General features: G+C 56.4%; 15 protein-coding genes. All 15 read right to left on the reverse strand.

All coding sequences use genetic code 11. The annotated features are described in order from the left end of the window. Positions 1-188: 188 nt before the first annotated feature. Positions 189-1,019: an ABC transporter ATP-binding protein gene (locus ACWI8T_RS04445; RefSeq protein ID WP_303050626.1), complete on the reverse strand. Its 831-nt coding sequence runs from the start codon at positions 1,017-1,019 to the stop codon at positions 189-191. After that, the gene (locus ACWI8T_RS04450) at positions 1,019-3,040 is read right to left on the reverse strand and encodes a dipeptide/oligopeptide/nickel ABC transporter permease/ATP-binding protein (RefSeq protein ID WP_123219153.1); all 2,022 of its coding nucleotides are present in this window, start codon (positions 3,038-3,040) and stop codon (positions 1,019-1,021) included. Before ACWI8T_RS04450 ends, ACWI8T_RS04445 begins: the two co-directional genes overlap by 1 nt. 1 nt (position 3,041) lies before the next feature. Further along, positions 3,042-3,998, reverse strand: coding sequence for an ABC transporter permease (locus tag ACWI8T_RS04455; RefSeq protein WP_114616165.1), 957 nt, complete (start codon positions 3,996-3,998; stop codon positions 3,042-3,044). Positions 3,999-4,340: 342 nt separating this feature from the next. Further along, positions 4,341-5,945 (reverse strand): ABC transporter substrate-binding protein, encoded by a 1,605-nt coding sequence (locus ACWI8T_RS04460; protein WP_449138100.1) that lies wholly within the window; start codon positions 5,943-5,945, stop codon positions 4,341-4,343. Between the two features lie 381 nt (positions 5,946-6,326). Beyond that, complete coding sequence (rplW, locus tag ACWI8T_RS04465; protein WP_114616163.1) at positions 6,327-6,611, reverse strand: 50S ribosomal protein L23; 285 nt, start codon at positions 6,609-6,611, stop codon at positions 6,327-6,329. Then, entirely contained in the window at positions 6,611-7,237 is a 627-nt protein-coding gene (gene rplD / locus ACWI8T_RS04470; RefSeq protein WP_114616162.1) for a 50S ribosomal protein L4, read from the reverse strand. Before rplD ends, rplW begins: the two co-directional genes overlap by 1 nt. Before the next feature lie 29 nt (positions 7,238-7,266). After that, on the reverse strand, positions 7,267-7,887 hold the full coding sequence (rplC, locus tag ACWI8T_RS04475; protein ID WP_114616161.1) for a 50S ribosomal protein L3: 621 nt from the start codon (positions 7,885-7,887) through the stop codon (positions 7,267-7,269). A 12-nt stretch (positions 7,888-7,899) separates the two neighbouring features. After that, positions 7,900-8,214, reverse strand: coding sequence for a 30S ribosomal protein S10 (gene rpsJ, locus ACWI8T_RS04480; RefSeq protein WP_425450670.1), 315 nt, complete (start codon positions 8,212-8,214; stop codon positions 7,900-7,902). A gap of 28 nt (positions 8,215-8,242) precedes the next feature. Next, the gene (gene fusA, locus ACWI8T_RS04485) at positions 8,243-10,348 is read right to left on the reverse strand and encodes an elongation factor G (RefSeq protein WP_329932546.1); all 2,106 of its coding nucleotides are present in this window, start codon (positions 10,346-10,348) and stop codon (positions 8,243-8,245) included. A 13-nt stretch (positions 10,349-10,361) separates the two neighbouring features. After that, the gene (rpsG, locus tag ACWI8T_RS04490) at positions 10,362-10,832 is read right to left on the reverse strand and encodes a 30S ribosomal protein S7 (RefSeq protein WP_114616159.1); all 471 of its coding nucleotides are present in this window, start codon (positions 10,830-10,832) and stop codon (positions 10,362-10,364) included. A 79-nt stretch (positions 10,833-10,911) separates the two neighbouring features. Next, positions 10,912-11,283, reverse strand: coding sequence for a 30S ribosomal protein S12 (gene rpsL, locus ACWI8T_RS04495; RefSeq protein ID WP_114616158.1), 372 nt, complete (start codon positions 11,281-11,283; stop codon positions 10,912-10,914). A 692-nt stretch (positions 11,284-11,975) separates the two neighbouring features. Further along, positions 11,976-13,208, reverse strand: a complete 1,233-nt coding sequence (locus ACWI8T_RS04500; protein ID WP_281669121.1) for a dicarboxylate/amino acid:cation symporter — start codon at positions 13,206-13,208, stop codon at positions 11,976-11,978. Between the two features lie 155 nt (positions 13,209-13,363). Next, a complete protein-coding gene (locus ACWI8T_RS04505) occupies positions 13,364-14,173 on the reverse strand; it encodes a C39 family peptidase (RefSeq protein ID WP_449138101.1) in 810 nt (269 codons plus the stop codon). A gap of 436 nt (positions 14,174-14,609) precedes the next feature. Next, positions 14,610-15,401 (reverse strand): pyrroline-5-carboxylate reductase, encoded by a 792-nt coding sequence (gene proC, locus ACWI8T_RS04510; protein ID WP_449138102.1) that lies wholly within the window; start codon positions 15,399-15,401, stop codon positions 14,610-14,612. Between the two features lie 252 nt (positions 15,402-15,653). Then, the coding region (locus ACWI8T_RS04515; protein ID WP_449138103.1) for a DHH family phosphoesterase at positions 15,654-16,158 on the reverse strand (505 nt) is incomplete at its 5' end.

The raw sequence follows: 16,158 nt of genomic DNA on the forward strand, positions 1-16,158 counted from the left end.
CATGTTCTGGCCAGGTTCCTATGGCATCGTCTGCGTTCATTCTGGTTTTATTCATAAGTTGAACGCAGTCAGCCGAGCGCATAGTGAGTGATGCGAACGGTAGCGAGGCGTGGTGCCATGGGAACCTGGGCAGAACATGAAAAAGCGCCGCCCTTACGAGCGACGCTTTCCATAAATGTCCGTGTGGGTTATTGACCCAAATCAGGATGAAGCAGAGAGGGAGCCGCACCCAAGAGCAAACGAGTGTAATCGTCCTTCGGGTTGTTGAACACCTCGGCGGCGGTGCCGCGCTCGACCGCTTTACCCTTGTTCATGACGATGATGTTATCGGAAATATAACGCACCGTCTGAATGTCATGGCTGATGAACACCATCGAAAGGCCCAGTTCTTTCTTCAGGTCGGTAAGCAGATTCAGAATCTGAGCGCGAACCGAAACGTCAAGAGCCGAAGTGGGCTCGTCGGCGATGATGGCATCGGGCTTCAGCGACAGAGCGCGCGCAATAGCAACGCGCTGACGCTGGCCGCCAGACATCTGGCCAGGCAAAGCCTCAAGAACCGAACTCGGCAGACCAACCATATCGATAAGCTTTTTAATGCGCTTCTCGCGTTCTGCCTTCGTACCCACGTTGTGAACGATCATGGGGTCGAGCAGCTGATCATGAACAGTCATACGAGCGTTTAGTGCCGTGGCGGGGTCCTGGAAAACGACCGAAATAACGCGGCCGATGGTCTTGCGCATATCGGCCGTGCGCTTCGTAACGTCGACACCCTTGAAGTAGACCTTGCCAGACGTAGGCGCCTGCAGGCCGCACATAACATTCGCCGTAGTGGACTTGCCGCAACCAGACTCGCCAACAATACCGATGGTTTCACCAGGCATAAGCTTAATCGTGAGCCCATCAACAGCGGTTACCTTATTGGGATGCAGAATGGAGCCCGTACGCGTGTTGAACACTACACGAATATCATCGAGGAAGATAATAGGCGTCTGCTCTTTCGCATTCGCGGTTTCGGTCATTACTGCTCACCTCCGTACGGCGTAAGTCCAAGGCGCTTCATTTCTTCATCGGGCAGCTCGGCGTACCAATGGTTCGACGTGCCATCGTGCTTGAGAATCGGTCGAACGTCCGAATGCAGGTCGGGATGGCTCGAACGAGGAGCGAAACGGTCGCCCTTCGGGAAGTCTTTCGGCGAAGGAACGGAGCCGGGAACCTGATGCAGGCGACCCGAACCGGCTTCAATCGAAAGCACGGAGCCCAGAAGGCCGCGGGTGTACTCATGAATCGGGTTGGTGAGGATGTCGTTCACCGAACCCTGCTCGACAACCTGGCCCGCATACATAACGGTAATGGAGTTCGCGACCTGAGCGACGAGCGCCAAGTCGTGGCTCACGAAGACCATTGCGAAGCCGAGTTCTTTCTGCAGGCGCTTCAGCAGGTCAACGACCTGCTTCTGAACCGTAACGTCAAGAGCCGTGGTAGGCTCGTCGGCGATAACGACCTTCGGGTCACGAGTCAATGCCATAGCAATAAGCACGCGCTGACGCTGACCACCAGAAAGCTCATGCGGATAGGAATCAAGCGTACGCTTCGGATCCAAACCAACGAGCTTGAGCAGTTCCTCGGCGGAGCGGGTGCCGCCACGCTTGGTGAGCTGCTTCATTTGGGTCTTGATAAGCATCGAGGGGTTCAGCGAAGAGAGAGCGTCCTGATAAATCATGGCAATTTCGCGGCCGCGAAGTTGGTTCTTTTCCTTCTCAGTCATCGCAAGCAGGTTCTTGCCCTGATACAGAATCTCGCCAGACACCTGCGCTTTGGGGTCGAGCAGGCCCATGATGGTGAGAGACGTGATCGACTTGCCGCAGCCCGATTCGCCGACCAGACCCATGGTCTGATGGGGGCGAACCTTGAAGCTCACGTTGTCAACGACGTTCACATCGCCATGGCGCGGGAACTTGATGCAGAGGTTCTTCACTTCAAGAATAGGTTCTGCGGTAATGTTCGATGCGGCACGGTCGGTACGTTGGCTCTCGACGATCTTAAGCTGAGCCAAACGCTCCTCCAAAGAAGCGGCCTGAGCCTGGTACGCGAGCACGGGGTTGGCAACAAGGCGGTCAGCCTCGCGGTCGCTGTTCAGGTCGGAGTCGCTTGCCTTGATGGCAGCTTTCGGAGCGGCGGCCATCGCGTCGGTCATGCCTTCGGAAAGAATATTCAGGCACAGAACCGTAATCATAATGGCCAAGCCCGGGAACAACGCCTGCCACCAACGGCCGGCAAGCACGCCAGCACGAGCGTCGGCAAGAATATTGCCCCACGTGGGAGTAGGCTCAGGAATGCCAGCAGAGATGAACGAAAGCGAGGCCTCGAAAACAATGGCGTCTGCCACGAGCACGATGGTAAAGACCAAAACCGGCGCGATGCAGTTACGCACAACGTGCTTCCACAGAATCCACGGGGCACGAGCGCCAGAAACGACAACTGCACGCACGTAATCTTTGCCGTATTCGCTCACGATGTTCGCGCGAACGATGCGGGCAATCTGAGGAATGTACAGAAAACCAATGGCGAAAATCAACGAAGGTAGGTTGTTGCCGAAAACGATGACGAACGTAGCGGCCAAAGCGATACCCGGGAACGACATGATGATGTCGAGGATACGCATGATGACCTCAGAGATCCACTTGCGCGAAACGGCGGCAAGCGAGCCGATGATAGAACCGCACACAAGCGCAAACGCGGTAGCACCAAGACCGATGGTCAGCGAGTAACGCGCGCCATACATCATGCGCGAAAGTACGTCGCGACCCTTGTCGTCGGTACCGAAGAGGAATTCCCCATCGGGAGCCTGACGGGCGGTGTAAATCGCCAACGGGTCATGCGGCGCAATGAAGTTCGCGAAACAAGCGATGAGCACGACGGCGACAAGCACGACAAGAGAAATACGCGCGCCGATAGACATCGCCTTCCAGCGACGGAAGTGCACCTTGCCGGCGCCATCTTCCATTTTCTTAGTAAGGTTTCCTCGAAGTTGAGCTGCCATGCTACACCGTCCTGATTCGCGGATCGATCAGGATATAGAGCATATCCACCACGATATTGATGATGATGAACGTCACGGCAACAACCAACACGACACCCTGAACGAGCATGGTGTAGTTGGACTGAATGCCGGACAGAATGGCCATGCCCATGCCGGGCAGGTTGAAAATAACCTCAATAACGACCGCGCCGCCGATAAGGTAGCCAATGCGAAGGCCAAGAACGGTAACGGGCGTAATAAGGGCATTGCGCAGCACGTTGCGGCCAATAACGACACCCTTCGGAATGCCGGCGCCAAGCGCGGTGCGCACGTAGTCTTTATCGAGTTCTTCGACCATAGAGGTACGAATAACACGAGTGAGCTGGCCAGTGACGGGAATAGCCAGAGCGATAGCGGGCATCGCCATGCGGGCGAGCCAGCCAGCCGGGTCTTGCGCAAAGCTGGGCAGCGCACCGGACGCGGGCAGCACATGCAGCATAGACGAGAACAGCAAGATCATGAGAACCGCCAGCCAGAAAGAGGGCGTAGCGATAGCCGCGATTGAGAACACGCGGATAACTTGGTCGGGCCATTTGTCTCGATACACGGCGGAAACAATGCCGAGGATGGTCGCAAGAACCACCGCAATAATCAAGCCCATAAACGTAAGCTGCAGCGTAACCGGCAGTGCCTGCGCAACGCGATCGGTGACCGATGCGTTGTTGGCGCCATAGGTGCCAAGGTCGCCCTGAACAAGGCCGACCATGAAGTTGCCATACTGCACAAGCACCGGATCATTCAAGCCATGCTCTTCACGATACTGAATGACCTGAGCTTCTGACGCATTTTCGCCAAGGACCGAATATGCCTGGTCGATCGGCGAAAGCGACATGAGGAAAAACACGAGGATAGTGACGCCGATGATCATGATTGGCAGAGCGATCAAACGTCGGCCAATCAATCTGAGGAGGTTGCTCACCGTGTTCCCCCTTTCGCAATCGTGCGGGCATTGCCCGCTTCCCTAAAAAACAAGCCTGCGCTTCCCCGTCAAAGGCAAGAGAACAGACTTATTGATTATACAGAAAAGGCCGCTCACCGATGAATAAGAACCGCTGTTTTCTCGAGATGAATTCGAACGCAGACCCCCTCCCCCGTAGACGGATTAAATTCGACGGCAAACGGCAATATTCAAGCGCGAACGGATAGTTCGCTCTCCATCGAATTCAAGTTTTCGCCATGGAAACCGCACATCAACATTCCGACAACAAAAAAAGGAACGCGCCGAAGCTCGTTCCTTAAAACATCAGATGACTTCTCTGCGTTAGTTGGCAGCAGCAGAAGCGTCGATGAAGACCAGGCCCGTGGTCGCGATAGGCTTGAAGCCTGCGATCTTGTCGGTCCAGTAGCCAGTTGCAACCTCGCGATGGAACAGCGGGTACAGCGGGCAGTACTCGGCGATGATGTCGAAGCACTGGTTCCACAGCTCCTGCTGAGCCTTCTCGTCGGCCTCTTCGCGAGCCTCCTGCATGAGCTCCTGGAGCTCCTTCCACTTGCCGTCGGCAGCCTTGGCCCAGCAAGAACGGCCGCGGGTCCAGGTGTTGTCGCCGTACCACCAGCTCATGAGCAGGTCGGGGTCGTTGCCGAAGCAGGTCGGGTCGCCAGGGGTGAGCATGACGTCGTAGTCAAGCACGGAATCGGATTCAGCGAGGGCAGACCAGTTGATCTTCTCTTCCTGAATCTCGCACTTAACTCCAGCAGCCTCGAGGTCGTTCTTAATCTGAGCAGCAAGGCCCTTGACCCAGTTGTTGTTGGTGAGAAGCTTGAAGGAAAGGTCGCTCACGCCAGCCTCTTCAAGCAGCTTCTTGGCCTTCTCGGTGTCATAGGTGTACACCGTTTTAGCCTCGTGATAGTTCTTGTGGTCCTTGGGTAGGAAACCAGTAACCTTGCTTGCATGGCCAGCCATCTGGTTGCTGATGAGCTTGTCAACGTCGATAGCGTAGAAGAATGCCTGACGAACGCGATAGTCGTCGAAAGGAGCCTTCAGCGTGTTGAACATAAGGAACGGCTGGTTGAAGCCCTGGACATACTCAACGGTGGCGCCAGCAGCGGAAAGCTGGTCGGCGTTAGCGTCGGGAACGTTCTCCATAACCTGAACCGTGGCCTCCTGCAAAGAGGTGGTACGGGCGGTTTCGTCGAGCTGGATGAACCACTGCATCTTGTCGGCGGTAGCCTTGTGCTCGCCGTTGTAGTTGGCGTTGGGCAAAAAGTCAATTTCGCCGCCGTCGTCGCCATTGATGGAGTCGTACATCCACGGGCCAGAGCCGATAGGCTTGGTCTTCAGGTCATCCTCGGTGAGGCTCTTCGGGAAAACCTTAACGACGGACAGACGACCCTCGAGCAAGCTTTCGAAGGGATACTTCAGCGTGAAGGTGACAGTGGTTTCATCTTTCTCGGCAACGGCGTCGATGAAGGAAAGGAATGCACCGTAGGTGGCGTCGGCCATGTTGAGCTCAAACGCGTTCACAACGTCAGCGGCGGTAACAGCGGTGCCGTCGGAGAACTTAGCACCGTCGCGAAGAGCAACTTCATACTCAGTTTCGGAAACCTTGACCGGCTTGTCGGCAGCCAGGGCGTTATAGGTCTTGTAAGTGTGCAAATCGAGGTCGTACAGGCCCTCGAAAACATGCCAGGTAGCAGCAAGCATCAGAGCAGAGCTGTTGCCAATGGGGTTCACGTTGGTAGACGTGTAAGCGCAAGCGCCGGTCAGCGTGCCGCCCTCAGCCGCGGCCGCGGTGGAGCCAGTAGCGCCTTCAGAGCCAGCGTCGCTTCCGCCGCCGCAACCAGCAAGGCCCAGGCCAACAGTGGCAGCAGCCACAGCGGAGCCGGCAATGAACGTGCGGCGATCGAGGTTAAACGAGTTTTCCATGATCCTCCCTTTCAAAAAGGTACAGTCGATGCCCAACCTTCCAAGCAAAGCATCAAAGCGCCCACGGCTCATATTAGAGGCCGTGCAAGTAAGGCGCGGGCAAAATTCAAAAAAGAACTCTGCCCGAGCCCAGCACGAATGCATCGCTCCCCGTGCGCAATGCCCTTCCCTCTTCAAGCCGACAAGTAGAATACCCCAAATTCGAAACGTTTCAGGCGTGGGGTAATGACTTGTAATATTTAAGGGTGCTTTCGGCGGTAAGCGGTATTTTTAACCGCACGAACGGCACAAAAAAAGGCCGGCCATTCGGCCAGCCTTTTTTCAATCAAGCATGCTGAGCTCGTTTTGTCGAAAGCCCAAACGGCGATTCAATAAAAGAGCTTACGCGTTGAAGAGCTCGATGGTGTCGCCGTCTTTCAGCGTAACCATGGCCTTCTTCCAGGTGCGGGTGCGACCCGGCTGCATACGAACGCGCTTCGGCTTCGACTTGACGTTCAGGGTGTTCACCTTCGTCACGGTCACATTGAAGATAGCTTCGATGGCCTGGCGAATCTCAACCTTGTTGGAGTCTTTGGCGACTTCGAAGGTGTAGGTGTTCTTGTTCATCATGTCGTAGCTGTGCTCGGTGATAACCGGGCGAATGATGACCTCGCGGGGATCCTTCATTATGCAAGCACCTCCTCGAGGCGTTCCAGGGCGGCCACGGTCAGAACGAGCTGCTTGTTGTCGACGAGCTCGTAGGTGTTGGCGGCCGAGACGGGAATGATGTTGACGTTCTCGAGGTTGCGGAACGAAAGGAAGGTGTTCACGTCGTCGTCAGCGATGACAACGGTAGCACGAACCTTGTCGAAGCCCAGGGCCTCCATGGAAGCCTTCGCATCTTTGGTGCGAGGAGCCTCGAAGGCGAACTGATCAACCACGGTGAGCTGCTCGTCAGCCAGCTTAGCGGAAAGCGCAGAGCGCATAGCAAGCTTGACTTCCTTGCGGTTCACGCGGAACGCGTAAGAACGGGTGTGGGGGCCGAACACGGTGCCGCCGCCAACCCACTGAGGGGAGCGGATGGAACCCTGGCGGGCACGACCGGTGCCCTTCTGACGCCACGGCTTCTTGCCGCCGCCGCGAACTTCGCCACGGGTCTTGGTGTTAGCAGTGCCCTGACGCAGGCCGGCGCGATAGGCACGCACGACCGTGTGCATCACGTGGATGTTCGGCTCGATGCCAAACACGGCGTCGTTCAGCTCGACGGATTTAACCGTCTTGCCCGCGACGTCTTTGATGTCAATAGTAGCCATTGTGGTGTTTCTCCTAATAAAGCGGGGCACTAGGCCATGCGGACGCGAACGATGCCGTTCTTGCCGCCCGGGACGGCGCCCTTCACGAGGATCAGGTTCTGCTCAGCGTCAACGCGAACAACCTCGAGGTTCTTCACGGTAACGGTGTCGCAGCCCATGTGACCCGGAAGGCGAACGCCCTTGAAGACGCGGGAAGGCGTGGCGCACTGGCCGATGGAGCCGGGAGCGCGATGGAAGTGAGCACCGTGTCCGCCAGGGCCGCCAGCGAAGCCGTGGCGCTTGATAACGCCAGCGAAGCCTTTACCCTTGGAAGTGCCGGTAACGTCGACCTTCTTCACGTCGGCGAAAGCTGCAACGGTCTGCAGGTCGCCGGTCTTGTACTCAGAAGCATTCTCGACGCGAACCTCACGCAGGTAGCGAACAGGCTCGGTGCCGAGCTTGGCGAAATGGCCGCCCATGGGCTTGGTGATCTTCTTGGGCTTGATGGCGCCAAAACCAAGCTGAACAGCTTCGTAACCGTCGGTAGCAGCGGTCTTCACCTGGCAAACCTTGTTGGGCTCAGCCACGATGATGGTGACGGGCACAACCTGGTCGTCCTCGTTGAAGATCTGAGTCATACCGATCTTTTTGCCGTAGATAGCGTTGATCATCTCATGCACTCCTTACAGCTTGATCTCGATGTCGACACCAGCCGGGAGGTCGAGGCGCATCAGCGAATCAACCGTGTTCGGGGTGGGCTCGAGAATGTCGATCAGGCGCTTGTGCGTGCGCATCTCAAACTGCTCGCGAGAGTCTTTGTCGACGTGCGGGCCTTTGACGACGCAGTACAGGTTGCGCTCGGTGGGCAGAGGGATAGGTCCGGAAACCTTGGCACCGGTCTTCTGGGCGGTGTCGACGATGAGTTTGGTGGACTGATCCACGATCTCATGGTCGTAGCCCTTCAGGCGGATGCGAATCTTCTGATTAGCCACTTTCATTTCCTCCATGAATTAAGCGGTTCGCCGATTAGGCGTTGCCGCCGGCCTTGCTGATAATATCCGCAGCCACGTTCTTGGGAACGGGCTCGTAGGAATCGAACTGCATGGTGTACGTCGCACGGCCCTGCGTACCAGAACGCAGGTCGGTGGCGTAGCCGAACATCATACCCAGAGGCACCTTCGCAGAGATGGCCACAGCGCCGCTGCGCTGCTCCTGGCCCTGAATCATGCCGCGGCGGCTCGGGATGTCGCCCATGACGAAGCCGGTGTACTCATCGGGAGTTTCGACTTCGACAGCCATGACGGGCTCGAGGATGACGGGGTCAGACTTGCGCAGAGCGTCCTTGATGGCCATAGAGCCAGCAACCTTGAAGGCGGCTTCAGAGGAGTCGACTTCATGGTAAGAACCGTCGATGAGCTCGACGCGAACGTCCTCGACCGGGTAGCCAGCCAGAACGCCAGCATGCAGCGCTTCCTGGATGCCCTTGTCGATAGCGGGGATGTATTCCTTGGGAACAACGCCGCCGACGATCTTGTTCTCGAACAGATAGCCCTTGCCAGCTTCCTGCGGGTACATGTTGATGACCGCATGGCCGTACTGGCCGCGACCACCGGACTGACGCACGAACTTGCCTTCGGCGCCGAGCACTTCGTGGCCCGGACGCTCGCGGTAAGCAACCTGCGGCTTGCCGACGTTCGCTTCGACCTTGAACTCACGGAGCAGACGGTCGATGATGATCTCGAGGTGCAGCTCGCCCATGCCAGCGATGATGGTCTGGCCGGTCTCGTGGTTGGTGGACACGCGGAAAGTCGGGTCCTCCTCAGCCAGCTTCTGCAGCGCGAGGCTCATCTTGTCCTGCTCAGCCTTGGTCTTAGGCTCGACAGCAATGTCGATAACAGGATCAGCGAACTCCATGGACTCGAGGATGATAGGAGCATCCTCGGAGCACAGGGTGTCGCCCGTGGTGGTGTTCTTCAGGCCAACAACGGCAACGATGTCGCCAGCGGCGCAAGTATCGATGTCGACTCGCTGGTTGGAGTGCATCTGCAGCAGGCGGCCGATACGCTCGTTCTTATCCTTGGTAGCGTTGACCACGTAGGAACCGGAATCAAGCTTGCCCGAGTACACACGCAGGTACGTGAGCTTACCAACGAAGGGGTCGGTCATAATCTTGAAGGCCAAAGCCGAGAAGGGACCCTTCGGGTCGGCTTCGCGGGTGTCTTCCTCGCCAGTCTCGGGGTTGGTGCCCTTGATGGCCGGAACGTCGCCCGGAGCAGGCAGGTAATCGACAACGGCGTCGAGGAGTTCCTGAACGCCCTTGTTCTTGTAAGCGGAACCCACGAAGACAGGGTTGATCTTGCAAGCGATTACACCCTTGCGCAGAGCAGCCTTGAGCTCTTCAACGGAGAACTCTTCGTCCATGAGGACCTTCTCCATGAGTTCGTCGTCGCAGTCGGCTGCGGCGTCCACGAGCTCCTGGCGGTAGATGGCTGCATCGTCGGCAAACTCGGCCGGGATAGCATCCATCGGCTCGGGGTAGGTCATGCCCTTGTCATCGGCCTTGAAGTCCCATGCGGTCATGGTAACGAGGTCGATAACGCCCCAGAAGTTGTCCTCAGCGCCCATGGGCAGCTGAGCGGCAACTGCATTCGCACCCAGGCGATCCTTCATCGTCTGAATCGCATGCAGGAAGTCGGCGCCGACGCGGTCATACTTGTTGATGAACGCGATGCGAGGAACGCCATAGCGCTCGGCCTGACGCCAAACGGTCTCAGACTGAGGCTGAACGCCAGCAACGGCGTCGAAAACGGCAACGGTGCCGTCGAGAACACGGAGGGAACGCTCGACCTCGGCGGTGAAGTCAACGTGGCCCGGGGTGTCGATGATCTGGAAGCGATAGGTTTCGCCATCTTTCTTCCAGAAGCAGGTGGTAGCAGCAGCGGTAATAGTTACGCCGCGCTCCTGTTCCTGAACCATCCAGTCCATGGTGGCAGCGCCATCGTGGACCTCGCCGATTTTGTGCGTCTTGCCCGTGTAGTACAGGATACGCTCGGTCGTGGTGGTTTTGCCGGCATCGATGTGAGCCATGATGCCAAAGTTACGGGTGAGATTAAGGTCGTTTGCCTTTGCCATTATCTCTCACGCCCTACCAACGATAGTGCGAGAATGCACGGTTGGATTCAGCCATCTTGTAGAGGTCTTCGCGCTTCTTGACAGACGCGCCAGTGTTCTCAGCGGCGTCCATGATTTCAGCAGCAAGACGCTGAGCCATGGTGTGCTCCTTGCGCTTGCGGGAGAAGTCGACGATCCAACGGATGGCGAGGGTGGTGGCACGACGGGGGTTGACTTCCATCGGCACCTGGTAGGTTGCGCCGCCGACACGCTTGGGCTTGACCTCAAGGGTGGGGCGAACGTTGTCCATAGCCTTCTTGAAGACGCTGAGGGCGTCCTGCTGGGTCTTCTCGGCGACGATGTCGAACGCACCGTAGACGATACGCTCGGCGAGGGACTTCTTGCCGTCGAGGAGGACTTTGTTGATCAGCTGAGTGACCAAACGGTTGTTGTACACGGCGTCCGGCTGAACTTCGCGGCGGACTGCTGCTGCACGACGAGGCATAAATGTGCTCCTTGGTGATTGTGCGCGCTTCCGGGTCTTCCCCATTAGGCCTTTATCGGCCCGCGCGACTTACTCATACTTATTTCGGGCGCTTAGCACCGTAACGGCTGCGAGCCTGCATGCGGTTATTCACAGCAGCGCAGTCGAGGGCGGCGCGAATAATCTTGTAACGCACGCCCGGGAGGTCCTTAACACGGCCACCGCGGATAAGCACCATGGAGTGCTCCTGCAGGTTGTGACCGATGCCAGGAATGTAGGCGGTAACCTCCATGCCGTTGACGAGACGAACACGAGCAACCTTACGGAGTGCAGAGTTCGGCTTCTTCGGGGTGGTGGTGTACACACGCGTGCACACGCCACGCTTCTGGGGGTTGCCCTTGAGCGCCGGGGTCTTCTTCTTGTCGACCTGCTTGGCGCGGCCCTTGCGGACCAGCTGGTTAATAGTAGGCAAAGCTTCTCCTTCAAATCTTACGGCTTGCCGGCACTTTCCAGCGACCCGCACAAGCTCGTTCTTGCCTGGGCTGAGTGGGTCAGCCCCTCCCCTGGCCTTGCGCTTCCCAAGCTCAATGTTCAACCCAGGAGCTCGAAAACCGTTCGGCCTTGCCTGCGGCCTGGCAGCACGCCGGCGCAAGCAAACGTCCCTCGCGAAACGCAAGGCGAAACTTTACCATCGTCAAAATAGAGTGTCAAACGCCACGCACCCGGGCGTATCTATTCGCCTTAGATATCGTTTTCCCAGTTCACAGCTCTTTAATCATAATTACGTCGAGGAATTGTGAACGAGTCGGCAAAAAAATCTTGAACCAATCAACGCTTTGTGGAAGGAAACGCAAAAATGCAATGTATATATTGCATTACGAAGCGGAAGCCCATCCCTATGCACCCCACAAGGAAAGGCCGTGCTCGATAGGCACGTTTTCCAGCGCGAAAATTACGGCAGTATGCCGTCGCGAGGCAACCATTGTATGAACCGCGGGCAAAGCATCGTTTTTTAAAGCGCGCCCGCCAATAGTCGCTCTTCCGAAACACAACCGTTGATTGTCGCTTTCCCAAATCGCCCTCATAAAGAAAGGAAGCCGCAAAACGCAGCTTCCAGAACAATATGTAATTTCAAGGAGCGCGTAAACCCGTTACGCAAGCTCGCTATTTCGCAAAACCAATTTTCTTTTCGTCTTCGGTATTGAAAAGCTGGCGATGCTCGTCAGACTCTTCAATCCCATGACGGTCGGCATAGCCCGTAAGCATGAGCGTCAAGGCGCCGTCACCCGTGATATTGCACGCAGTGCCGAAGCTATCTTGCAGGGCGAATACGGTGAGCACGAGCGCCGTGGCCGTATCGCCGAAACCGAGCACGCCCGTAATAAGGCCGAGCGATGCCATAACGGTGCCGCCGGGAACGCCGGGAGCGCCAATGGCGAATACGCCAAGCAGCAGGCAGAACAAAATCATGGTAGAAAGCTCGGGCATGGATCCATTGATCATTTGACCAATGGTCATAACGAAGAAGACTTCCGTGAGCACCGAGCCACACAAATGGATGTTGGCGAACAACGGAATGCCGAAGCTTACCATATCGCGACGCAGCGGAGGCGCAGCGCGATTGGCGCCCTGAAGCGCAACGGCGAGCGTCGCAGCGGATGACATGGTGCCAACAGCCGTCAAATACGCGGGGCCGTATTGGCGAAGAACCTTCAACGGATTCTCTCCCGAATAAGCACCGGCGATTCCGTACAGAATAGCAAGCCAGATGTAATGGCCGACGATGACAATAAGCACCACCGCAAGGAACACGGGCAGCTGACGCGTAATAGTGCCCTCATATGCAAGACCGCAAAACGTCGTAGCGATAAAGAACGGCAGAATCGGAATAACCACGCGCGTCACAATGGCCAAAACGATACGCTGGAACTCGTCGAGCAGCTTGCACATGAGATCGGCATGCGTCCATACCGCAGCAAGGCCAAGCAGAATGGAAAGCACAAGCGCACTCATAACAGGCATGATTTGCGGAATATCGAGCTGGAATACGATATCGGGCAGCTCTTTGAGCCCATCAACCGACGTAGCGATAGACAGGTTGGGAATGATCGCATAGCCGGCGAGCATCGAGAACAGCGCAGCGCCAATGCTCGAGCAATACGCGATAAGCACAGCCACGCCCAGAATGCGCGACACGTTCGAGCCGAGCTTCGTGATGGATGGCGCAATGAAGCCGATGATAATAAGCGGAACGCAGAACATAATGACCTGGCCGAGCACGTACTTGACCGTCACAACCACGTTCATAACCGCCTCGTTGGCAACAAGGCCAACGAGAATGCCCACGACCACCGCCACGAGCAAGATAAACGGCAGACTGGTGAAAAACTTCTTCATGAAAACCTCCGTGCTAATATGCGGCACAAGCCCGCGAACGCAAACAATACCATGTTATGCGGCCCACAACGACGAGGCATGAGCACTCATGGATTAGTGGACGAAAACGTTCGTGAAAGCCAGCCAGAAGAAGACGACGCACGCTGACACAGCGCCTAAGCGACATGAAAGGCATACATCATAATCGACTGATTCGCGATTGCATTCGCATCCCAAGTTTTCGCGGTATTCACACTGGAATACGGGTCGTTGATTTGAATCGTGCCATCGCTCGAAATGCCTCGCGCAACGAAGAAGTGGCCGCTATCGGTGAAATCACCAGGACCTACGTTAACGATCACGACGAAGCCGTTTTTGAGATAGCGAACGAGGCTTGCCGCGGAGGGAGAGAATTCCTCGCACGCAAGGCCGAGCTTTCCGGCGTCATCAACAAGGAAATCGCCAATGGTCCCTTCCCCATCGACCGCATACCCATCGGCGGTCGCAAGGGCGGCCATGTCGGCGGGCGACTTGTCAGTTTTGCCCGTGAGCGCCATATAGACCATAGAAAGCGACGTGGGACAACATCCCGTAGAACCAAGAGCGGCGCCGCAATACTCGACATAGCCCCAACGCTGATCCCATTGTTTCAAGTCGGGAACCGATCCCCGCGCCACGGTGTCAGAGTACGCCGCACCCGAACTTGCAGGATATCGATCGGGAAAATCGGCAACATAATCAAGAGCCTCGGGGTCTTTAGCGGCAAGTTCCAGCATTTTCTGCTGGTAGTACTCCCCCGTTTTACCAAGAGCGACAACATTATTCACAATGCTCACGATACGCGGGTCATCAGATTGAGCTTCGAGAGATTCGCGTGTTTTTGCATCTAAACCCGCGGGCAATAGAGAGAAATCCGCAATTTCCGCATCGCCAGAAGCATCCCCGTCTTCGCCTGGAACGCTTTCTACTTCCTCAAAAGTATCCAACGAGGCAATTTCGGGAGTATGCCCGAAACGAGAAGCAACAACCATCAGCGAAAAAATAACAAGAACCGCAACGACACAAATGACAACAGACCTCGGAATCGACGAGAGAGACGACAGCGAAGCCGCGACATACCGAACACCACGATAATCGGAACGAAACGACCTGCTATGCATCCTTGAATGAGAATTATGGCTACCGGCATGATCTCCACCGGCATCTTGGGCATTCATGGGTCGATGAGCACTGCGCCCCGAAAGGTCGAAAATATCATCATCAAAGGAGACGCCTTTTTTCGAAGCCTGCCTACGCTCAAGGCGGACGCGAGCAGCATCACGCGTTTCGTTTTCGATTGATGTTTTCATGTCTTCGTCGTTCGGCAGCACGCGCGAATCCTTCTTATATAGATAACAGCAATTCGTATCAGCAATGAGCTAGCTAGAGGCGCTTGGCTTTTTCAACCGTTGCCAAAAGGCTCTCGATGACCGCCGAACGCATGCCTTTCTCCTCGAGCACGCGAAGGCCTTCGATGGTCGTGCCGGCAGGCGAACACACAGCATCTTTCAGCGCGGCAGGATGCTGGCCCGTTTCGAGCACCATACGGGCCGAGCCCGCAACGGCAGCCGCAGCCATACGATACGCCGATGCCCTGGGCAACCCCTCGGCAACGCCAGCATCGGCCATGGCCTCGATGAACATATATACATATGCTGGGGAACAACCTGCGAGGGCAGTTGCGGCATCGAAAAGGTGCTCAGACAGCACCTCGCCTTCGCCAAACGATTGGACGAAAGCCATGACGCGAGCCTTGTCAGCCTCGTCAAGCCCGTCGCCATACGCAACAGACGTCATACCGCAGCCAATGGCAGCAGGTGTATTGGGCATCAATCGCACGATTTTTTTCGCAGCCGTTTTTTCGGCAAGCCATGAAAGCGTTTTGCCAGGAGCAATGGAGACTACAATTGCCTCGCTCGAAAGCGAGGGCGCGACTTCGGCGATAACCGATTCGTACATTTGAGGCTTGACAGCCAAAATAACCATCTCGGCTTTTGCCGCATCGCCATTGTTCGAAGCCACATTGACACCGAATTCCGCACGAACGGCATCGAGCGTTTTCTGCGTGCGCGCGGAAACGATGATATCGCCAGGTTCGCACAAGCCAGCAGAAAGCACGCCAGAAAGCATAGCGCGGCCCATATTGCCGCACCCAACAAAACCAATCTTATGCATGAGGCCCACCTTAAAAGAGGAAGTTCAAACTCGCATCGCAGAGCCTTCCCGCCCGCGCCGAAGACATCGGACCGTAGCACAAAGCCACATGGAGAACGCTCTGGAAGCGATTCATCCGCAAATGCTGCAACCCATTCCCAAAACGTTCTTTCGCATCGTTTTAGGAATGAGTTGCGGAATAACCCACAATATCGTGTCGCAGACGATACCGCGCGAAAGCAAGAGGCCGGCCCCGAAAGGCCGGCCTTTCAATTAAGCCGCGAGAATCGGCGCAGCAACCTGCTTCTTGCGGGAAAGGACGCCCGGCATCCAAACGCTCTTGCCGGTGACGTCGATGCCGAAGACCTTGTTCACAAATTCGGTATCGCCTTCGCAAATGAACTGGCTGCCCTCAGCCAGAATGTCGGTCGCGAAGAAGAGCACGAATTGGTAGCCCTTCTCGGCAACGAGAGCCTTGATGGCCTCGCGAATCTCAGCCTCGCGACCAAGCACGGCCTGAAGGTCGACGGTTTCAAACTGGCCGATATAAACCTTGTTGCCGTTCGAAAGCTCGAATTCCTTCGCGTCGGCGTTCACGATTTTATCGACGGGCAGCTCGGCCGGGTTGGAGCGGCACTTGAAAATGTTCATGCCGTACTCCACCGGGTCAACGCCAACGAATTCAGCCGTTTTCGCGATGATGTCGCGGTCGAAATTCGTGGTGGTGGGAGACTTCATGATCACCGTGTCGGTGAGCATGGCGCCCAACAGCACGGCA

This window comes from Slackia sp., from assembly GCF_977041755.1.